Source organism: Vibrio sp. CCB-PB317, assembly GCF_022808245.1.
Lineage (GTDB): Bacteria > Pseudomonadota > Gammaproteobacteria > Enterobacterales > Vibrionaceae > Vibrio > Vibrio diabolicus.
Window position 1 is genome coordinate 303,669 of sequence record NZ_JALGNU010000001.1, and the last position, 21,190, is coordinate 324,858.

Consider the following 21,190-nt stretch of genomic DNA (forward strand, 5'->3'; position numbering starts at 1 on the left):
GATGATGAAAAACTTAATTTCTCAAGCTCAGGCTTGGTGGAGCAGCATCTCACAGCGTGAGCAGCGTTTGGTCATGGGATGTGGCGCTATTGCCGTTATCGGTATTATCTATTGGGGATTGCTACAGCCAATGAGCCAACGGGCGGAGCTAGCTCAATCACGTATTCAAAGTGAAAAACAGTTGCTGGCTTGGGTACAAGATAAAGCGGATGGCATTACTGCACTGCGCAAAAGCAGCGGTGTGAGCTACTCTAGCCAACCGTTGAATCAACTGGTTTCTTCTTCAGCCCGTCGTTATAAAGTTGAGTTGATTCGAGTACAACCTCGCAATGAGAGTGTTCAGGTGTGGATCAAACCACTCGCGTTTAATCAGCTGGTGGATTGGTTACGTTACTTGAAAGAGCAACAGGGTATTGAAGTCGAATTTTTAGATATCGACCGAACGGATCAAGCGGGCATGATTGATGTGAACCGCCTTCAGTTTAAGCGAGGTTAAGGTGAAGCGAGCAGTACTTTACGTTGTTATCTTTATCGTCTTTTTTTCAGTCAGTCTTTTAATGGGATTACCCGTTTCTTGGGTGTTACAGCAAGCACCAACCGTGAGAGGACTAGACATTCAGGGAGCCAATGGCTCTGTATGGCAAGGTCAAGCTTCTAGTGTTCGTTGGCAGCGCCAGAACCTTGGAGAAGTTAATTGGGATTTCCAATGGTCGAGTCTACTAACTGGTAAAGCTGAGTTTGCCGTACGCTTTGGTCGTGGTAGTGAAATGGACGTTCGTGGTCGCGGTTTTGTTGGCTATAGCTTGAGTGGTGGTCCTTATGCCAAAAACTTAGTTGCCTCGATCCCAGCAGTAAAAGTTGTTGAGCAAGCACGTCTCCCTGTGCCCGTCGGCGTTGATGGGCAACTTGAGTTAAATATTCGTCATGCGACTTATGCCGCGCCTTGGTGTAAGAATGGTGAAGGCACTTTGGTATGGAATGCCAGTGGTATTCAAAGCCCTGTTGGTAGCCTTGAACTCGGTCCTGTGATTGCCGATCTAAACTGTCAGGACAGTGTGTTGACAGCGACTGGTGAGCAAAGCAGCAAACAAGTCTCAGCGGCGTTTTCGGCAGAGCTGATGCCTAATCAGCGATACTCAACCAAAGCTTGGTTTAAGCCAGGAGCTGAGTTCCCATCCAGCATGAGTGAGCAACTGAAATGGTTGGGCAAGCCGAACCCTCAAGGTCAATACGAGTTTAATTACCAAGGTCGCTTCTAACCTATCATGACAAAAACCAAAACTCTCAAAGAGCTGCGATTGTGCAGCTCTTTTTGCTTTTGGATCATAGTAGGCGAAACCCTCTATTCGCTGTACAAAGATCGTGGTGATAATGAGATTTAATTATAAGGTTATGATTCTAAGGGGTTTGTTTTCTTGTGTTCAGCACTTTAAGCGATTGGAACATAGTAGGCCAAATGCTCCTAACGCTGTACAAACAGGTAAAAAAAGAAAAGGCCACGAACATATCCGTGGCCTTTCAATTGCTAGTACTTAGGCGCTAACTTTACGGATAGAGCGCTTAATCTTTGCGTTGTAAAATCTCATTCCAAGGTAAATCCGCGTCACCAAGCACAATAAAGTTTGGGTTCTCTAGCGTTTCCCGCTCGTTATATGACAGCGGCTCCAATTGCGTGCTGAGAATGCGACCGCCCGCTTCTTCAACAATGCACTGTGTCGCGGCGGTGTCCCACTCACCTGTTGGGCCTAGTCTGAGATAGCAATCCACAGCGCCTTCTGCAACAAGACACGCTTTTAATGCCGCAGAGCCGAGCGGAATTAAATCGTAATTCCAAGCACTGCTCATGCGGCTAGTGATGCGATTGATGTCTTGACGGCGGCTAATAGCAATCGCGATGCTTTGCCCTGGCTGCTCGTGTTTGTGCGTATGGATTTTTACGCTGTCCGACATGTCGGGAATTTTCCAAGCACCTTTGCCACTATAAGCGTAATAAGTCACGCCAGAGACAGGGCCATAAACGACCCCCATGGTTGGTTTGTTGTTGTCGACCAGTGCAATAATAGTCGCAAAGTCGCCGCTGCGAGCGATGAATTCTTGAGTACCATCGAGAGGGTCGACTAACCAATACCGTTCCCACTGAGCTCGTTGCTGGAGGCTGATGTCTGCGTCTTCTTCTGACAATACGGGAATGTCGGGTGTGAGTTCACTCAAGCGTTCTGTGATGAGCTTGTGAGCCGCGATATCTGCGCTCGTTACCGGAGTCTCGTCACTTTTTGTGTAGGCCTCGTACTGTTTTTTTTCATATATTTCGAGGATCATTTGCCCGGCACTACGGGCAATTTCGATGACTTGAGGAAGCAGGTGAGATAGATCTTTTGTCATTGGCATAAGTGATAGTCCTTACTCACAGTATTATTCGGTTCTCATGACCGTTATTGGTTATGTTTGTGAGTGGTGTTTGGTAAGTGTTTCAGTGCCAACATTAGCGCGGTGATGCTTCGTGCTTCACAGAAATCCATGTGAGTTAATAACTCTTCGGCTTGCGCAAGTGGCCAACGCACAATTTCCAGTGGCTCAGGCTCATCGCCTTCTTGCTTCTCTGGATAAAGCGCCTGTCCTAAAAATAGAGTCATTTTGCTCGAAAAGTAAGACGGCGCGAGGATAACTTGTTTCAACGGAGTCAGCTGATTGCAGCCAAAGCCGATTTCTTCTTTTAATTCTCGATCCGCAGCTTGGTGTGGGGTTTCACCTGGATCAATCAACCCCTTCGGGAAGCCCAACTCGTAGCGTTCAGTCCCAGCGGCGTATTCACGTACCAGTAATAAATCGCCTTGCTCAGTCACAGGAACCACCATCACCGCATCGCGTCCACTTGGCTTCATGCGTTCATAAGTACGGTGTTCACCATTGGAAAAACGAAGGTCGAGCGCTTCCACGGCAAACAGTTTGGATTTTGCGACTGTTTGGCATGAGAGTATCTCTGGTGGGGTCCGTTTCGACATGGCGCTGGCTCCTTGGTGTCGTTGGCGTTTACGAGATGCGTAAGATTCTTAATATATGAGAACTCCGCCTGAGTTTCTAGCGGATTTTGCGGGCAGAACTAAGCATCTCAAGGTTACCTCAGTATCGATACAAAAATGGGAGACCGAAGCCTCCCATTTTCTGACCGTATTTACTCTTAGTAGTAAGAGTGATCACCACGGTCATGTTCTGTAGCATCACGAACTGCGGTTAGTTCACCAACGAATTGGTTTAGCAGTTCTTTCTCGATGCCTTCTTTTAGTGTTACGTCAACCATAGAACAGCCATTACAGCCGCCACCAAATGCAACAATAGCAATGCCGTCTTCAGTGATCTCAACCAAGTTTACGTGACCACCGTGGCCAGCAAGCTGTGGGTTGACTTGAGTTTGGATAACGTATTCAACGCGCTCAACCAGTGGCGCGTCGTCCGCAACTTTACGCATTTTAGCGTTCGGAGCTTTTAGCGTTAGCTGAGAGCCCATTTTATCGGTAACAAAATCGATTTCAGCGTCTTCAAGGAATGGCAGACTTAGCTCATCCACGTAAGCTGAAAAACCGCTGTAAGGGATTTCAGTGTCGGTCGCTTCTACTGCTTCTGGTGGGCAGTAAGACACGCCACACTCAGCGTTTTGTGTACCTGGGTTCACAACGAAAATACGAATGTTAGTCCCTTCAGGCTGTTGACCTAAAAGGTTAGCGAAATGCGTTTGCGCAGTTTCTGTAATAGTAATATTTGACACGACGAATACCCGAGTAAATTTGTAGGTTACTGCTGCTATTCTACTCTTGTTGACGTATGGGTCTAGTCTTTTTGATGCTAAGGCATGGCGAAGCGATCTAGAGAGAACGAGGAGCAGGTGTTCTGCAGATGCAGTAAATATCGATGCTTTCTACGCCAACTTCAAGTAGTAAATGACATAATTGTCGGACGGTACTGCCTGTGGTGACCACATCATCGACGATGGCAACGTGGGAAGATGGTGGTCGCTTATTGAGAACAAATGCGCCTTTTAAGTTTTGTTCACGGCTCGCTTTGGTATTGCCGCGCTGTGATTGGGCGACTCTGACCCGGCGAAAGACCTTCGCGTCGAAATTGGTCTGCAATTGCTTGGCGAGGTGTCGGGCTAAAACATCACTTTGATTAAAGCCCCGGCGCAGGTAACGCTGCCAGTGCAATGGCACACTGGTAATGATTGGAGCTGGCGTGGTGATGCGCTGTGCCAGTTGCTCGGTTAATGCTTTTACATGCCAAGACTCTCCGTGATCTTTAAAGCGTTGTACTTCCCGTGAAAGGGGAAAGTCGTAATCGCCTAACGTGTATAGCCTTTGCCATGGCGGTGGCTCTGAAAGACATTTACCACAAATACTATCCGTACTCATTTCTTCTTTCTGTAATGATAAACCGCAGCGTTGACATCGTTTTACCGGAGTTAGGTATTTTAAACAGTGCTCGCACCAGCGCAGAGTATTTGTGTGGTTTGGTGTTTGAATCGGGAATCGACACAGACCGCATTGACTGCTCAACACGCGATGCATGATGTTTTGCCAGTGATGAGATAACATAGCGCTTATTCATGGTGATATTTTACTCAGCCTAACGCTTGGCTGATGGCGTAGGGAATAAAATTAGTGGGAGAGATTGAGAGCATGAGCACGAAATTACATTGGCAGTCGTTTGGTGAAGGACCAGATCTGGTGTTGTTACATGGTTGGGGTATGAATGGCGCGGTTTGGCAGCAAACCGTCGAATCACTTCAAACTGATTTCCGTGTTCATGTTGTTGACCTTCCGGGCTATGGACACAGTGCCGAGCATCATGGTGAAGATTTAGACCATATTGCTAACTTGGTCGCGCAAAGTGCGCCAAAGAAAGCGATTTGGCTTGGCTGGTCCCTCGGAGGCTTAGTGGCGACGCATGTCGCATTAAACATGCCCGAGCGTGTGACTAAGTTGATCACCGTAGCCAGTTCACCAAAATTCGCCGCAGAAAAACCGTGGCGCGGCATTCAACCGAATGTACTGAGCGCGTTCACCTCTCAGTTGTTAGACGATTTTTCACTGACCATTGAGCGCTTTATGGCGTTACAAGCGATGGGCAGTCCATCTGCACGCAAAGATGTGAAACAACTCAAGCAAGCGGTACTGTCGCGCCCTCAGCCAAACCCTGAGTCGCTGTTGGTTGGACTAAACATCCTTGCTGATGTGGATCTGCGCGATGCATTGACGTCTCTTTCTGTACCAATGCTGCGTCTTTATGGTCGTTTGGATGGATTGGTGCCGATTAAAGTGGCGAATGATTTAAGTGAACAGTTACCTCATACTCAGCAGTTTGTTTTCAATCAGTCCTCTCATGCGCCCTTTATGACCGAACATGACGAGTTTTGTGCCCAAATTCGAGAGTTTGCTCACGATTAGTCAAATACAAGCGGAAAAAGCTCAAGCTGTTTAAAAAGTGGTCGATATAAAGGTTGGTGAGGTTTTATTAGCCAATAAAGCTAAGCCATATTGACGAGTTGGGCGACTCTGAGGAGGGTTCGCAATGATTGTGTCACCGACCAACGTAAGTGTGCCACTGATCGCCCCATCCGTGAATGTGCAGACGGAACAAGCAGCTCGCGACAATAAAGTCCGAGAGCCTGTGACGCCAACGGTCGCATTGGCCAAAACCAATGCAGAGCGAAAAGTAAAAGGCGATGACAAGCGCCGACGTCAGTCTTCTTGGGATCCTTCAGAGCATCCTGATTATGACATGGAAACAGAAGTCGACACGCGTTATCAAGAAGAGCCGGAAGATACACTAGAACGGCTTTTTAGTTTGCTTGCGCTCAAGTCGTACAGTGAAGACCAAGGTAAGGGCTACGCAATTCGTTTTCGCTTACCAAAGCGCATTTTGGATGCTGCGATCAATGAAGGATTAATGGAAAAGCGCAGGAAGGTGATCAAGTTTCATTATGGTCATGCAGTCGCTCCCCATACCCCGTCAGAAGTGATAGCAGTATTATGACGACTCAATATCCTACTCAAACAAAAACGCTCCAAGCAGATTGAACTGATTGGAGCGTTTTCTTTTTAGCTATGAAAGCTCGTTAGCGGTGAGCCTAGGCGAGATTACTTTTTCGCTTTAGCAAACGCCGCCGCAAAAGCACCGCCCATTGCACTGTTCGATGAAGACTCATCGCGGCGAGGCTGACGACGTTGTGCTTGGTCATTACGACGTGGCGCTGCTGATGAGCGTTGGCTACGGTTATCTTGACCCGGCTCGTCGTTCAAACGCATCGATAGACCAATACGCTTACGCTGTACGTCCACTTCCATCACTTTTACCTTGACGATGTCACCTGCTTTCACGACTTCACGTGGATCAGAAACATAGCGGTCAGTCAGCGCAGAAATGTGGACCAGACCATCTTGGTGAACACCGATATCGACGAAGGCACCAAAGTTGGCTACGTTCGAGACCACGCCTTCTAGTATCATACCCGGTTCTAGATCAGAAACTGAATTTACGCCTTCTGCAAACGTAGCGGTCTTGAATTCAGGACGTGGGTCACGACCCGGTTTATCCAGTTCTTTGATGATATCGGTAACCGTTGGGACACCAAAGTGTTCATCGGTATAATCCACAGCGTGTAAGCCTTTAAGGAATGCTGAGTCACCAATCAGTGCCTTGATGTCTTTGCTGTTTTTCTCAGCAATTGCTTTGACTACTGGGTACGCTTCCGGGTGGACCGCTGAAGCATCAAGTGGGTTCTTGCCGTCCATAATACGTAGGAAGCCAGCACACTGTTCGAACGCTTTAGGACCCAAGCGAGGTACTTTCTTCAACGTCGTACGTGCTTCGAAGCGGCCATTTTCGTCGCGGAAGTCGACAATGTTCTGCGCGATGGTGCTTGATAAGCCTGCTACGCGCGTTAATAGTGCGGCAGAAGCCGTGTTCACATCAACGCCAACCGCGTTTACACAGTCTTCCACAATCGCATCTAGGCGTTTTGCCAACATAGATTGGCTTACATCGTGCTGGTATTGACCCACACCGATCGATTTCGGATCGATTTTCACGAGCTCAGCCAATGGATCTTGCAAACGACGCGCAATCGACACTGCACCACGCAGTGATACGTCCATATTCGGGAACTCTTTCGCTGCGAGTTCAGAGGCCGAGTACACTGATGCGCCTGCTTCGCTGACGATGATTTTCTGAACTTTTAGGTTGCCGCGTTTGATTACGTCTGCGACAAAGCTATCGGTTTCACGAGAAGCCGTGCCGTTACCAATCGCAATTAAATCCACGTTGTACTTACGCACTAACTGGTCAACGATTTGCGCTGATTTGTCGTATTGTTTTTGCGGAGGGTGAGGGTAGATGGTTTCTGTAGCCAGAACTTTACCCGTTGAATCGACAACCGCGATTTTTGAACCGGTACGCAGACCAGGATCGAGACCAAGTGTTGCACGAGGACCTGCTGGCGCCGCCATTAACAAATCTTTTAGGTTAGTCGCAAATACTTCAATCGCTTCAATTTCAGCACGCTCTTTCATTGCGCCCATTAGCTCGGTTTCCATGTGCATCGATACTTTGATGCGCCATGCCCAGCTGATCACTTGTTTGCGCCATGCATCTGCTGGTGCGCTACTTAACGTCACGCCATAATGGTCGGCAATGATGGTTTCACAGTAAGATTGGCGAGCACCTTCTTCCTGCTCTGGGTCAGCGTTCATGGCTAAAGTCAGGAAGCCTTCATTGCGGCCGCGCAACATCGCAAGTGCACGGTGAGAAGGGACTTTGCTCAGCGGTTCGTTGTGATTGAAGTAATCTTTGAACTTCTCACCTTCTTGCTCTTTTCCTTCAACGACTCGTGAGACAAGTTCCGCATTACGATTTAAGTGGTTACGGATTTTTTCCAGTAAGTTTGCGTCTTCAGCAATGCGTTCCATGATGATCGCACGGGCACCGTCTAGGGCGGCTTTGGTATCTGTGATGCCTTTGTCGGCATCAAGATATTTACTTGCTTCGCTTTCTGGCTCGGTTTGCGGATGATTCCACAGCATGTCAGCTAGCGGTTCTAGGCCGGCTTCAATGGCGATTTGGCCTTTAGTGCGGCGTTTAGGTTTGTAAGGTAAGTAAAGGTCTTCAAGACGAGTCTTGCTATCGGCTTGAATAATTTCTTGCTCAAGCTCAGGCGTCAGTTTGCCTTGCTCTTGGATCGATTTGAGAATGGTTTGACGGCGGTCATCCATTTCACGAAGGTAAGACAGACGGCTGTCCAGAGTACGCAGTTGGGTATCATCAAGGCCACCCGTCACCTCTTTGCGGTAACGTGCAATAAAAGGGACGGTGTTACCGTCATCAATTAGGGTGACAGCGGCGTTGACTTGCTCAGGGCGAACATTCAGTTCTTGAGCAATCATACGACAGATAGCTTGGCTCATCCGTGTTTTCTCTTTCAATTCGGTTTGGGTTGTATAGAACATTGGGGTCGTTCGAAGAATTTGCAATGTTTTAAATTAACGAGACAAAAATTTACCGGGCGCTGGTGGACATCAGTCAGATTTGTGTCAAAACTGTAATTAAATTGAGAACTTATATCCGCAACTATCGACTAACCTATATCCACGGTTATTGATATAACTAAATGTACCTCGGCTTATACGGATAATCATGATGAAAAAAATGTCTTTGGCGTTAGCGCTTACGAGTGCCTTACTTGTCGCCCCGCTTAGTTGGGCACAATCCATATCAGCAACCACACAAGACCCTGTATATCAGCTTGATGACAAGTTGGTGCTTGGACGAGTGGAGAGCGTTTACTACAGTGATATTCCAGAGCTAAAAGCGGTACCATTTATTGGCAAGATTGATACTGGTGCTGACACCACGTCTATGCATGCAGAGAACATCCATGTCAGTAGCTCTCATCCTGACTACCAGAACTTGAAAGACAACGAGTTGTTGTGGGCGATTGTCGATGATTTAGGTGGGACGAAGGCGAAGTGGGATGCCGATACTTTTAAACCATATCAAGTGAAGGTGAGCTTTACGGTTCCTCATCCTTACACAGGAAAAGAAATACAGATTACCGATGATCTGGAGCGAGTGAGCGCCATTCGTAGTCGAACAAGCAAAAAGCCTATTTTACGCCCGACGATAAAAATGCCGATGACGATTGCAGGCCATACCGTTGATACAGAAGTGAATCTGACCAAGCGCACGCAATTCTCTTCTCCTATCTTGATTGGTAAAACCTATCTCGATAACAATGCGTGGGTATTCGCTGGCTACGACTATCTTCAAGAGCAACCAAGCGCAAAAATGATCGGCAAAAAAGAGACGGTGGAAGTCGAGGGCGTGCCATACAAGATCAGCATATCAACCACCAGCCGCTACACCAACGTTCACGCACTGGATATCAAGGTTGATAAAAAGAACAATGCAGTTTCTTTCACGCTAGAAGGTGAAAACGGCAAGCGCCACCCAATGACGTTACCTTTGGTACGCATGCTGAAAACCACCAAAAGCGAGCGTCCGTTGGTCTACTTACCAGTGAAAATTGACGAAAACGAAACCCAACGTTGGTTAGTCTATTTGCGTGACCGCAGTAAGTTCAGTTCACAAATTCGCTTGGGTCAGGATGTCGCGAGCCAACACTTTGTGATTGATACCGACAGAGAAAACCTATTGGGCGGTGTTGAAAAAACGTTCAAGAGCGCACTCAAGTCAAAGCCCCTCGTGATTTCACCGGAAGAACAAGTCACCATTGATGGTTATACCGTTCCTGCTTACCCCACGTTTACGGTGAAAACGCCATTACTGCGTGTAAATGGCTTTGAAGTAACAGAAAAAGGTAAGGATGAATCCGTCACGTTTTATTTAATGAACGATGAGGGCAAAGAAGAAAAAATTACCAAGCCTGTGGTGAAAAAACTCAAAGTGGGTAGCACTGTGCGTCCCGTTGTTGATGGCGATTTCCTTTTCGGTAGCAAAGAGACATCAATGGAATTTGCACTCGATGTGCTAGATGAAGACGAGACGCAACCATTTTTCGTTTTTGGTCATGACATCGCCAAAGGCGGTGTGCTGCTGAATACTCGCGCCGACCATTTACTAGATGCAAGACCGCTTTTCAAAGCCGGTCATATCGAAGTGGCTGAAGTGGAAGGGATGTCTTTCCCTGTTAAATTGGACACTGGTGCTGACGTGAGCTCGATTAATGCCAAGGACATCAAGCGCTTTCAAAAAGACGGTAAAGATATGGTGAGCTTTACTTATGAAAACGATCTAGGCATGACCAAGGCGTTTACCCGTGAGGTGGTGGATGTCATGCGTATAACGGCCAAAAAAGGAGAAAAGGCCAACGAACGGCCGGTAGTAGAAATGCACGTTAAACTTGGCGAGTTAGAGAAGAAGATCCGAGTCAATTTGCAAGACCGAGGTCGCTTCCATTACAGCATGATTTTAGGTAAAAACTTCCTAAAACATGGCGCGGTTGTTTCGAGTGATACGAATTACATCGTGACGCAAAAACCAGATTACGAAAAGTAGCACTCTGGCCGCCTTATTATCTTGATACCCAAAGCCCGAACGAAGCCAGGGCTTTGGGTATATCATCTCCTTAATGCTGCTCAAGAGCGGCATTTTTTAGTTGAGATAGGAGTTAACTTGAAAACTAAGCTGATTACCCGTGAAGGTTATAACAAACTCAAACAAGAGCATGATTACCTTTGGAATGAAAAGCGTCCTGAAATCACCAAAATTGTCACCTGGGCGGCGAGCCTGGGCGATCGCTCAGAAAATGCGGATTACACCTTCAATAAACGTCTGCTTCGTCAGATCGACCGTCGTGTTCGATTTCTTCGCAAGTTTCTGCCTGAAGTCACGATCGTTGACTATTCTCCGCAGCAAGAAGGCAAAGTCTTTTTTGGTGCTTGGGTTGAAATAGAAAATGAGGCAGGAGAGGTGAAGAAGTTCCGCATTGTTGGGCCTGAAGAGATTTATGGAGATGCGAAAGACTACATCTCTATCGATTCACCTATGGCGCGAGCGATGTTGAAAAAGCAAGTGGATGAAGAATTCACGGTACGCACCCCAGAAGGTGAAAAAGAGTGGTTCATTAACTCGATTGAATACAACAAACCAGCCTTGGAAGACTGAGGCTTTATCACTGATTCAAGTCTCTTGAAGTTCACTGGAAGTGACTTGAGTCTCAACGTCAGCTTATTGGATACAAAGGCATGGTGCCTTTATCGGAGAAGTAAAATGAACAAAGCAGTCATGTGTAGCGCTGCACTAACAATAGGATTCTCACTCTCAGTTTTTGCTCAAGATGAAGTGAAAGGCTGTGACGCCAAAGAGTTAGCGGTAGAACAGCAGCTTGAGTATGCGAAAGCACAAGGTAATGAACATCGAATTAAAGGCTTAGAACAGGCACTTACCGCTATTCAGAATGAATGTTCGGAAGGTGAACTGCGTCAAGAACTGCAAGCGGAAGTGGACGAAAAGGCGCGAGACGTTGAGGAGCGTGAGCAAGAATTAGCGGAAGCGCAGCGTTCAGGGAAAGCAGACAAAATCGAGAAAAAACGTCACAAATTGGCTGAGGCACAGCAAGAGCTGCTTGAGGCCAAACGTGAACTGGAATGGAATTATGGTCAATAGTAGGTGCCGAAAATACCTGCTAGAGAGAGAATAAAGCGCTTAAGATAAAAAGAGTAACAATTTGCTTGAGCACGTTAGGAAAAACAGTGATACATTTTCGACAATAGATGCTTCTGAAAGGATGTTTCAATGCAAGAAAATCATAAAATTTTAGTGGTTGATGACGATGCTCGTTTACGTGCTCTATTGGAGCGTTACCTTTCTGAGCAAGGTTTTCAGGTCCGAAGTGTCGCCAATGGTGAACAGATGGATCGCCTACTAACGCGCGAAAACTTTCACTTAATGGTGCTGGACCTAATGTTGCCAGGTGAAGACGGTTTGTCGATTTGTCGTCGTCTACGTCATGCAAACAATATGCTGCCAATCTTAATGCTCACCGCGAAAGGTGATGAAGTGGACCGCATTGTGGGTCTGGAGGTGGGGGCGGATGATTATTTGCCAAAACCATTTAACCCACGTGAATTACTTGCTCGCATTAAAGCCGTATTACGCCGTCAAACCGTAGAGTTGCCGGGCGCGCCAAGCACCGAAGAAAAAGTAGTGGAGTTTGGTGAGTTCCGACTCAATCTAGGCACTCGCGAGATGTTCCGCGGTGACGAGGCAATGCCACTGACCTCAGGAGAGTTTGCTGTCCTGAAAGCGCTTGTGACGAATGCGCGAGAGCCGATGTCACGAGACAAATTGATGAACATGGCACGTGGCCGTGAATATTCTGCGATGGAACGTTCTATTGACGTGCAAATCTCACGTTTGCGTCGCATGTTAGAAGACGATCCAAGCAAGCCACGCTACATTCAAACCGTGTGGGGCTTAGGTTACGTTTTCGTCCCAGACGGTAAAGAGGTGTAATCTCCTCACTCCATAGCCAGCACTTGGCTATAGCAACTTCAGCCTTCAAGTCCTTCCCTTCGAAGGCTGAAATTTCGCGATTAGGACCACCAGGAACGTTCCATGCGCATCCGAAGTTCACTGACACAATCTATTCTGCTGTTCATCTCTTTGCTTCTCGCTAGCCAAGTTTTCTCTTACTACGCCGTTTTTAACTACGCGTTGATGCCGAGTTTGCAGCAGTTCAATAAAATTCTCGCCCATGAGCTTAATTTGGTGCTTGATGATGAAGGGCCATTAAAATCTGATGCACCGCTGAGACGTCAATTATTAGAAAGGCTGGGGGTGACGGTTCACAGCCTCGACAGCGATAAAGCGGTTGAATTTCATCACGCGATGTCGATTGATTTGATGTCTGAAGAAATGAGCCAAGAGCTAGGCTCGCCCACCGAAGTGCGCTTATTGCTTGGCGATGAAAGTTACATCTTGTGGATGCACATCGAAAAGTTGCCGAACTCCATCATTCGTATTCCTTTATCTGAGCTGCAAGAAGAAGATTTTGCACCGCTGTTTCGTAACAGCTTGATTATGGCGCTGCTGATCATTGCTGGTGGTTGGTTGTTTATTCGTTTACAAAACCGCCCACTTTTGGCTTTAGAGAGAGCCGCGAAAGACGTCGGTCGAGGTGAAATCCCGCCACCGTTGGCAGAAAAAGGCGCATCGGAGATTCGCTCTGTAACCCGAGCGTTTAATCAAATGTCCAAAGGCATTCAGGAGCTCGAAGAAGATCGCGCCCTATTAATGGCGGGGATTAGCCATGACTTGCGAACACCGCTGACGCGCATTCGCTTAGCGACAGAAATGATGTCTCCCGAGGATAGCTACCTTGCTGAAGGGATCATTAGCGATACGGAAGAATGTAATGAGATCATTAGTCAGTTTATGGACTACCTCAAACCGGTGAACAAAGAATCGTTTGAAGCGGTTGATATCAGTACGATTGCCAGTGACGTAGCCAGTTCTGAAGGTGGCTATGAGGCTGAAATTGAAACGGATCTTAATCTTAACTTGCCACCAGCCAAAGGAAGTGCGATTGCGATTAAGCGGGCGATCAGTAATTTAGTTGTGAATGCGCTACGTTATGGCAATGGCTGGGTCAAAATCAGCACTGGTGTGACAGCAGATAAGCAGCTAGTGTGGATTTCAGTAGAGGACAACGGACCGGGTATCGAGCATTCTCAAATCGCGAGGTTATTTGAACCCTTTACGCGTGGTGATACAGCTCGCGGTAGTGAAGGCACTGGGCTCGGGTTGGCGATTGTGAAGCGTATAATCAGCCAGCATTCAGGCTCTGTGGTGATGCGTAATCGCAGTGAAGGCGGTTTAATCGCTCAAATCAGCTTTCCTACCAAGTAAGTCGGTGACTGTACCATTTAAAACAAAAAGCCCAACCTAAACCGTTTGGGCTTTGTTTTTCTCTACAATCTTATTAAGACTCTTTCACTTCTTGAGGAAGTTCATCTTCGTCTTCCAGTTTCTCTGGCAGAAGTAGGTTTAAAATGATCGCTGTGATACCACCTGCAGCAACGCCAGTGGAGAAAATACTCTTAATAAATTCTGGCATGAATTGCAGAATCTCTGGTTTTTGCGCGATACCAAGCCCCATTGAGAAGGATAAGGCCATGATCAGAATTGCGCGGCGATCGAGCTCAACACGAGAGATAATACGCACACCAGCGGCAGCAATCGTACCAAACATGACAATCGTTGCGCCGCCAAGTACTGGCTCAGGAATCAGCTGAACAAAGCTAGCGACACCAGGAAACAAGCCAAGAATCACTAACATGCCAGAAATAAAGTAACCCACGTAACGACTCGCAACCCCTGTTAGCATAATGATGCCGTTATTCTGGCTAAAGGTGGAGTTCGGGAAACTGTTAAACACGGCTGCGATTGCAGAGTTTAAGCCGTCTGCTAGTACACCCCCCTTAATGCGTTTCATGTACACAGGGCCTTTGACTGGCTCGCCAGACACTTCGGATGTGGCGGTAATATCGCCGATGGCTTCTAGTGCGGTAATAAAGAAAATCAGTACCAGCGGAATGAACAGAGACCAGTCAAACGATAAGCCATATTGCATTGGTACCGGTAGTGCTACAAGCTCGGTTGTGCCTAGCTGAGAAGTATCTACCATCCCCATAAAATACGCCATGATGTAGCCAACCAGCATCGCAATCACAATCGAAGCCACACGGATGTATGGGTTTTTCGAGCGGTTTAATATCACAATCAAGCCAAGTACCGTTCCAGCGAGCGCCAGTTTGTCTAAGCTGCCGAATGTTCCTTCATTTAATGCCGCGTAGCCACCCCCCATTGATACCAAGCCGACTTGAATCAGTGTGAGACCGATAAGAGTGACGACAATGCCTGAAACGAGCGGAGTGATAATGCGACGGGCATGCTCTAATACGCGAGATAGGAAAATCTCTGCAAATGATGCCACTAAAATCGTACCAAAAATGGCTGCCATCATGGTGCTGATGTCTGCTCCACCTGCTTTCAGCGATAGGCCTGCACCAATAATAGGACCTAAAAAGTTAAAGCTGGTGCCTTGAACAGAGAGTAAACCAGAGCCAATTGGGCCAAAGGTGCGAATTTGAATAAACGAAGACACGCCTGACGCAAATAAAGACATGCTGATGATGGTATTCGTTTGGTCTGCTGGTACACCCAAAGACTGACAGATGATCAGTGACGGAGTGATAACCGCGACGAACATCGCCAATAAGTGCTGAAGTGCGGCAAAAATGGTTTGAGGCAAAGGTGGTCGATCATTGAGTTGATAGACCAGTTCCGAAGATCGGTTTGAAGTTGTCATTGTTTGTCTCGCTAGTCGCAATATATTCCCAGATCTCGCTGAATGGGAGAGCAGGGTGGAGTTGACGTCGTTACCTGTGATTGCTGTTAATCAGAGTCAACTCAGGTTGGTGGAGTGTGATGCAACACACTTAAAAATTTGTGCGCGATTATAGAGAGATTTACCTAAAAAGCAAACGATTGCTTTGGTTTTTAGTGTATTAAAAAACGAGCCATTTGGCTCGCTTTTAATCACTATGCTTTGGAGTAAATATCCCGCTCACCCAACCAGCGATCAATAATTGCTGTTGCGTTATTCGGGTAATTGTCATGAATATGACGCGCAATGCGCTGAACTTCGGGAATCAGACGTTGATCTCGAACTAAGTCTGCGATTTTGAAATCAGCAAGACCAGTCTGTTTTGTACCCAATAGTTCGCCCGGGCCACGAATTTCTAGGTCTTTCTGTGCAATGACGAAGCCATCGTTACTTTCACGTAGTACTCCGAGACGTTTTTGCGCGGTTTTCGACAGTGGAGAGTGGTACAGCAGCACACAATGGCTAGCAACGGAACCTCGGCCCACGCGACCTCTTAGCTGGTGTAATTGTGCTAAACCGAGACGTTCGGGGTTTTCGATGATCATCAAGCTAGAGTTTGGCACATCCACGCCCACTTCTATCACGGTCGTTGCGACCAGCAAATGTAGTTTATTGTCTTTGAAATCTTGCATCACCGCTTGTTTCTCTGCTGGCTTCATTCGGCCGTGTACTAGACCAATTTTTACGTCCGGTAGCTTACGTTGAAGCTCTTCAGCGGTATCAGCCGCGGCTTGTGCTTCTAATACTTCCGACTCATCAATCAGAGTACACACCCAATATGCCTGCTTACCTTCGTTTAAGCAGGCATTTTGGACACGCTCGACGATGTCGTCACGTTTTGTGTCAGGAATGGCGACGGTTTGAATCGGCGTTCGACCCGGAGGCAGTTCGTCAATCACGGAAGTTTCCAGGTCAGCGTATGCGGTCATCGCTAATGTGCGAGGAATGGGCGTTGCCGTCATGATCAACTGATGTGGGTAGGCGCCTTGTTTAGCACCTTTTTCACGTAACTCTAATCGCTGATGGACACCAAAGCGGTGCTGTTCATCAATGATGACCAAAGCAAGGTGATGAAATTCAACGTGCTCTTGGAATAGCGCGTGAGTACCCACTATCATTTGCGCTTCACCACTGGCAATACGAGCTAGCTCGGCTTCCTTTGCTTTACCTTTGAGTTTGCCCGCTAACCAACCGACTTGAATGCCCATTGTTGCAAACCAGTTGGCGAAGTTGATCGCGTGTTGCTCAGCCAATAGTTCGGTTGGTGCCATGAGTGCCACCTGATAGCCGTGCTCAATGGCACGAACGGCGGCCAGAGCGGCAACCAACGTCTTCCCCGATCCCACATCACCTTGCACTAATCGCATCATTGGGTGCGGTTTTTCTAGATCGGCTTCAATCTCTTGTACTACTCGGGTTTGAGCATTCGTAGGAGAGAAAGGCAGTTGGGCTAAAAGCTGCGTTTTTAGTTTATTGCAAGGACCGAGACGTAACGCTGAATCCTTCTGGCCTTTGCTACGAACCGCCAGCATCGATAAGTTTTGTGCGACCAACTCTTCCATGATCAAGCGGATTTGAGCAGGATGTTTGCCTTCGTCAAACTCATCTAAATTAATGGTTGGTGGTGGGCGATGAATGGTGTGCAGAGCTTGCGACATCGTGATTTGATGGTCATACAACCCAGCTGGAAGTAATTCCTGCACTGCGGTTTTATCAAGCAGGGCTAAAGCTTGTTCGGTAAGGTTGCGCAATGTGATTTGGCGTAAACCATCTGTAGTGGGATAAACAGGGGTTAAGTTCTGTTCTACATCGGGCTTTTGATCGCTGACGTAAAACTTGTAGTCAGGATGAACAATTTCCAAGCCCATGCCACCGCGCTTAATTTCACCGTAAGCATGTACTAACTTACCTTGTGTGAAATTGTTCTTCATGGCCGCGGTAAAGTTGAAAAAGCGCAGCGTGATAGTGCCATTACCATCGCTGATTTTTACCGTTAGCATTTTGCGCTTACCGAAGATGGTGTCGACTGCCATGACCTTGCCTTGCACGGCCGCCCAAAGGCCAGCATGCAGTTTGGCAATAGGGTAAATACGGGTACGATCTTCGTATCGTAACGGAAGGTGAAACAGCAAATCTTGAACGCTATGTAAGCCAACTTTGGCGAGTTTTTCTGCGACTTTCGCGCCAACACCAGAAAGGGAGGTTAATGGGACGGCAGATAACATTTGGGCGGACATAGAGGGCTCAAGAAAATGGTTAACATAGCAGTATGTTAACCATGGAGCTGTGTTTTTGTACAGGAAAAAATAGTCATGCTTTAGTTAGTGTCATGATTTGACTGATAACCTATCATTCCGAGGAGCTTTAGCGACATCAGGATTCTATTTCCAACAAGTATGTCGCTGAAGTTAACACTACCAGCATCTGTATACTCCAGAATTAGATCTTGAATCACGCCCCTTCGCCGCTGTTCAGGATGACGAAAGTCTGTTACTTGCTTTGCATCTCTTGCCACCACGCGTCATCGGCGATGATTTGACCTTCTTCATCGAGTGGTGGGTAAACGAGCCTTTTGCGTTTCGCGACCTTTGCCAGCACTGGGTGACCACGTTCAAAGAGAATACGGTTGATTGTCTCTTTAGGCAGAGCGCTTTCTTCTCGGTCGTACATGCCTGCGGCTTCACGTTGACGTTGCGCTTCATACAAAATTACAGCACTGGCAACCGATACGTTTAGTGACTGCACCATGCCTATCATCGGGATAATTATGTCTTGATCGGCAAGTTGTTTGGCTTGATCTGAAGCGCCAACTTTTTCACTGCCTAAAATGATGGCAGTTGGTTTGGTGTAGTCGATTTCGCGAAAATCGACGGCGGTGTCTGAAAGATTAGTCACCAAAACCTGCATACCTTGCGCTTTGAGCTCGGTAATCGCAGTTTCAATTGAATCGTGAGTATCAACTTCAACCCAGTTACGCGCGCCAGCTGAGGTATGGCTCAGCGTACGCATTTTGTCAGGCCAAATGGCATGAACTTTGTGTAAACCTGTCGCGTCAGCGGTACGGATCACGGCAGAGACGTTGTTTGGCTTATGTACTTCTTCGAGACAAAGTGTCAGATCAGTTTGGCGAGTTTTTAGGACTTGGTGAATGCGGTTGTAACGTTCTAGGTTCATATTTATTGAGGTATAAAAAATCGCCACCTAACAGGGTAGGTGGCGATAGAGGTTAGTTCTTTCTGCGTCTGACTCGGGTTGCTTGAGGCATTGCCTTAATCTTACGCATGATACCAGCAAGGTGGACGCGATCTTTCGTCGTCAACAGCACAGTCACAGTGTACAAACGACCATCACGTTCTTCCGTTGAAAGACCATGAATGTTTGACCCTGTTTTCGAGATCACGTTGGTCAGTTCTGCAAGAGCACCTTGGTTGTTCAGCATGTCGACTTTAAGTTCAGCAATAAACTCTTTGTCGTAGTCGTCAGACCAAGCGACAGCCATATAACGGTCTGGCTCTTTCTGATAACCACGAACGTTCGGACATGTTTCTCGGTGAACAACCAAACCACGACCAGGCGATACGTGAGCAATAATGTGATCATCTGGGATAGGATGACAACAATTTGCAAACGTCAGCAATAAGCCTTCTGCGCCACGAATCGGAAGCTTCTTCTTCGAGTCCGTTGGGATTGAGCTTGTTGTCGTGAGCTCTTCGGTATCACCAAGGAGACGACGTGCGATCACAATGCTCATCAACTCACCCAATCCAATAGCAGCCAATAAATCATCGATGCTTTCTAGGCGAAGATCATTCAAGACTTCTTGGATATTTTCTGGATAAATTGAATCAATCGAGTGACGGCCAAGTGCGTGATTAAGTAGGCGACGACCTAAAGTAATCGACTCTTCACGACGCATCGTTTTCAGTACTTGTCGAATCTTAGTGCGGGCACGAGAAGTCACGACATAGTTTAGCCATGCCGCATTCGGACGCGCACCAGGGGCACTGATAATTTCCACCGTCTGACCGTTTTTCAATGCCTTACTCAATGGGTAAGGGTTACGATCAACACGAGCACCAACACAAGAGTTGCCTACATCGGTATGTACGGCATAGGCAAAGTCGACAGCCGTTGCGCCTAAAGGTAATTCAACGATACGACCTTTTGGTGTGAAGACGTAAATCTCATCTGGGAAAAGATCGGATTTTACGTTTTCAATGAATTCGAATGAGTTACCCGCGCTTTGTTGTAGCTCTAACAGGCTTTGCATCCAACGCTGAGCTTTCACTTGCGCAGTGGTGCCAGACTTGTCGCCTTTGTCTTTATAAGACCAGTGCGCCGCGACACCTTTGTCCGCCATTTGATCCATATCTTCAGTACGGATCTGAACTTCAACAGGTACGCCGTGTGGGCCAACCATGGAAGTGTGTAGCGATTGATAGCCGTTTGCCTTTGGTACCGCGATGTAATCTTTCATGCGACCAGGACGTGGCTTATACAAGCTGTGTACTTGGCCTAAAACGCGATAACAAGTATCAGCGGTATCAACAACGACTCGGAACGCATAGATATCCATGATGGTGTGAAAGCGCTGTTCTTTGGTTTTCATCTTGTTGTAGATAGAGAACAGGTTTTTCTCACGACCAACGACGCGAGCATTCAAGCCGAAATCTTGCAGACGGCCTTCTATTTCGCTGTGAATACGTTGGATCATCTCTTTACGATTGCCGCGTGCCGCTTTTACCACTTCTTTTAGTACGCGGTAGCGGTTGGGATATAGCGCTTCAAAGCCCAGCTCTTCGAGTTCGGTTTTGATATTGTGAATACCAAGACGATGAGCGAGTGGCGCGTAAATCTCTAACGTTTCACGAGCAATACGACGCTTTTTATCTGGTCGAAGCGCGCCAAGCGTACGCATGTTGTGCGTGCGGTCAGCCAGTTTGATCAGAATGACGCGGATATCTTGCACCATGGCCAGAACCATCTTACGAAAGTTCTCGGCCTGAGCCTCTTTCCTATCGCGGAATTTGAGTTTGTCCAGTTTAGATACACCATCAACCAACTCTGCGACAGTGTTGCCGAATTTCTCTTCGAGATCTTCTTTAGTTACATCACAGTCTTCAATGACGTCATGCAGCAAAGCAGCTTGGAGGGTTTCGATATCAAGGCGCATTTCGGCCAAGATACGAGCCACAGCGACAGGGTGGATGATGTATGGTTCACCGCTAGAGCGGGTTTGCCCTTCATGGGCATCTCTCGCTACCACATAAGATTGACGCAGAGCCTCAATCTGAGGCTCTGTTAGGTATTCTTGGGCAACGTCTTTGAGGCTATCGAATAGATACAAATTATAGGCCCGGGAGGTTGTTGAATTCTAAAGTCAGAATTAACGGTTGTGAGCGATGCTGCTTACTGCCGCTAGCTCTGCCGCTTCTTGCTCTTGCTGTTCTTGACGTTCACGAGCGTCTAGAACTTCTTTAGTAATTAAACCTTCTTCGATTTCGCGTAGAGCGATAACCGTTGGCTTATCGTTCTCTTCTGGCACTAGTGCATCTTTACCGCCAGTTTGCATTTGACGAGCGCGGCGAGCCGCAATCAGTACTAGGTCGAAACGGTTGCCAACTTTTTCAACAGCGTCTTGAACAGTTACGCGTGCCATGAGGACTCCAAATAGTTAACTAAAATTTTAGAATGACGAGAAAGTATACAACCTAACTACTTTATTTACTAGCA

At 47.2% G+C, this 21,190-nt stretch carries 19 protein-coding genes; 9 read left to right on the top strand and 10 right to left on the bottom strand.

The window, feature by feature from the left end:
- The first annotated feature begins 4 nt into the window (after window positions 1–4).
- A complete protein-coding gene (locus MTR11_RS01460) occupies window positions 5–496 on the top strand; it encodes a type II secretion system protein M (protein ID WP_012841219.1) in 492 nt (163 codons plus the stop codon).
- 1 nt (window position 497) lies between these two features.
- Window positions 498–1,259: a type II secretion system protein N gene (locus tag MTR11_RS01465; protein ID WP_054867791.1), complete on the top strand. Its 762-nt coding sequence runs from the start codon at window positions 498–500 to the stop codon at window positions 1,257–1,259.
- A gap of 301 nt (window positions 1,260–1,560) precedes the next feature.
- Here MTR11_RS01465 and cysQ read toward each other — a convergent pair whose 3' ends face one another.
- The 4 genes from cysQ to MTR11_RS01485 all read right to left on the bottom strand — a co-directional run bounded on the left by cysQ (window position 1,561) and on the right by MTR11_RS01485 (window position 4,586).
- Window positions 1,561–2,388, bottom strand: a complete 828-nt coding sequence (gene cysQ / locus MTR11_RS01470; protein WP_054867792.1) for a 3'(2'),5'-bisphosphate nucleotidase CysQ — start codon at window positions 2,386–2,388, stop codon at window positions 1,561–1,563.
- A 44-nt stretch (window positions 2,389–2,432) separates the two neighbouring features.
- Window positions 2,433–3,002 carry an ADP compounds hydrolase NudE gene (nudE, locus tag MTR11_RS01475; RefSeq protein WP_005394971.1) on the bottom strand — a complete coding sequence of 190 codons (570 nt, stop codon included), beginning with the start codon at window positions 3,000–3,002 and terminating at the stop codon, window positions 2,433–2,435.
- A gap of 176 nt (window positions 3,003–3,178) precedes the next feature.
- Window positions 3,179–3,763: a Fe-S biogenesis protein NfuA gene (gene nfuA, locus MTR11_RS01480; RefSeq protein WP_005394968.1), complete on the bottom strand. Its 585-nt coding sequence runs from the start codon at window positions 3,761–3,763 to the stop codon at window positions 3,179–3,181.
- 97 nt (window positions 3,764–3,860) lie between these two features.
- Window positions 3,861–4,586 (bottom strand): ComF family protein, encoded by a 726-nt coding sequence (locus MTR11_RS01485; protein WP_243326920.1) that lies wholly within the window; start codon window positions 4,584–4,586, stop codon window positions 3,861–3,863.
- 84 nt (window positions 4,587–4,670) lie between these two features.
- Between MTR11_RS01485 and bioH the strand changes: the two genes are divergently transcribed.
- Both bioH and MTR11_RS01495 read left to right on the top strand, forming a co-directional pair.
- Window positions 4,671–5,438, top strand: coding sequence for a pimeloyl-ACP methyl ester esterase BioH (gene bioH / locus MTR11_RS01490; protein ID WP_182019147.1), 768 nt, complete (start codon window positions 4,671–4,673; stop codon window positions 5,436–5,438).
- Between the two features lie 124 nt (window positions 5,439–5,562).
- Window positions 5,563–6,027: a hypothetical protein gene (locus MTR11_RS01495; protein WP_005379316.1), complete on the top strand. Its 465-nt coding sequence runs from the start codon at window positions 5,563–5,565 to the stop codon at window positions 6,025–6,027.
- 104 nt (window positions 6,028–6,131) lie between these two features.
- Here MTR11_RS01495 and MTR11_RS01500 read toward each other — a convergent pair whose 3' ends face one another.
- The gene (locus MTR11_RS01500) at window positions 6,132–8,453 is read right to left on the bottom strand and encodes a Tex family protein (protein WP_074191898.1); all 2,322 of its coding nucleotides are present in this window, start codon (window positions 8,451–8,453) and stop codon (window positions 6,132–6,134) included.
- A 229-nt stretch (window positions 8,454–8,682) separates the two neighbouring features.
- Between MTR11_RS01500 and MTR11_RS01505 the strand changes: the two genes are divergently transcribed.
- From MTR11_RS01505 to envZ, 5 genes are all read left to right on the top strand, one after another.
- A complete protein-coding gene (locus MTR11_RS01505; RefSeq protein WP_104971142.1) occupies window positions 8,683–10,563 on the top strand; it encodes an ATP-dependent zinc protease in 1,881 nt (626 codons plus the stop codon).
- A 117-nt stretch (window positions 10,564–10,680) separates the two neighbouring features.
- Complete coding sequence (gene greB, locus MTR11_RS01510) at window positions 10,681–11,172, top strand: transcription elongation factor GreB (protein ID WP_005394962.1); 492 nt, start codon at window positions 10,681–10,683, stop codon at window positions 11,170–11,172.
- A gap of 105 nt (window positions 11,173–11,277) precedes the next feature.
- Entirely contained in the window at window positions 11,278–11,673 is a 396-nt protein-coding gene (locus tag MTR11_RS01515) for a DUF1090 domain-containing protein (RefSeq protein ID WP_005394961.1), read from the top strand.
- Between the two features lie 129 nt (window positions 11,674–11,802).
- On the top strand, window positions 11,803–12,522 hold the full coding sequence (gene ompR, locus MTR11_RS01520; RefSeq protein ID WP_005394960.1) for a two-component system response regulator OmpR: 720 nt from the start codon (window positions 11,803–11,805) through the stop codon (window positions 12,520–12,522).
- A gap of 102 nt (window positions 12,523–12,624) precedes the next feature.
- On the top strand, window positions 12,625–13,917 hold the full coding sequence (gene envZ, locus MTR11_RS01525; protein WP_243326921.1) for a two-component system sensor histidine kinase EnvZ: 1,293 nt from the start codon (window positions 12,625–12,627) through the stop codon (window positions 13,915–13,917).
- A 73-nt stretch (window positions 13,918–13,990) separates the two neighbouring features.
- Here envZ and MTR11_RS01530 read toward each other — a convergent pair whose 3' ends face one another.
- The 5 genes from MTR11_RS01530 to rpoZ all read right to left on the bottom strand — a co-directional run bounded on the left by MTR11_RS01530 (window position 13,991) and on the right by rpoZ (window position 21,116).
- Window positions 13,991–15,379: a uracil-xanthine permease family protein gene (locus MTR11_RS01530; protein WP_047009401.1), complete on the bottom strand. Its 1,389-nt coding sequence runs from the start codon at window positions 15,377–15,379 to the stop codon at window positions 13,991–13,993.
- Window positions 15,380–15,612: 233 nt separating this feature from the next.
- On the bottom strand, window positions 15,613–17,694 hold the full coding sequence (gene recG, locus MTR11_RS01535) for an ATP-dependent DNA helicase RecG (RefSeq protein WP_243326922.1): 2,082 nt from the start codon (window positions 17,692–17,694) through the stop codon (window positions 15,613–15,615).
- Between the two features lie 253 nt (window positions 17,695–17,947).
- Window positions 17,948–18,631 carry a tRNA (guanosine(18)-2'-O)-methyltransferase TrmH gene (gene trmH, locus MTR11_RS01540; protein ID WP_243326923.1) on the bottom strand — a complete coding sequence of 228 codons (684 nt, stop codon included), beginning with the start codon at window positions 18,629–18,631 and terminating at the stop codon, window positions 17,948–17,950.
- Window positions 18,632–18,683: 52 nt separating this feature from the next.
- Window positions 18,684–20,804, bottom strand: coding sequence for a bifunctional GTP diphosphokinase/guanosine-3',5'-bis pyrophosphate 3'-pyrophosphohydrolase (gene spoT / locus MTR11_RS01545; RefSeq protein ID WP_005394948.1), 2,121 nt, complete (start codon window positions 20,802–20,804; stop codon window positions 18,684–18,686).
- A gap of 39 nt (window positions 20,805–20,843) precedes the next feature.
- On the bottom strand, window positions 20,844–21,116 hold the full coding sequence (gene rpoZ / locus MTR11_RS01550; RefSeq protein ID WP_005379346.1) for a DNA-directed RNA polymerase subunit omega: 273 nt from the start codon (window positions 21,114–21,116) through the stop codon (window positions 20,844–20,846).
- Window positions 21,117–21,190: the final 74 nt, after the last annotated feature.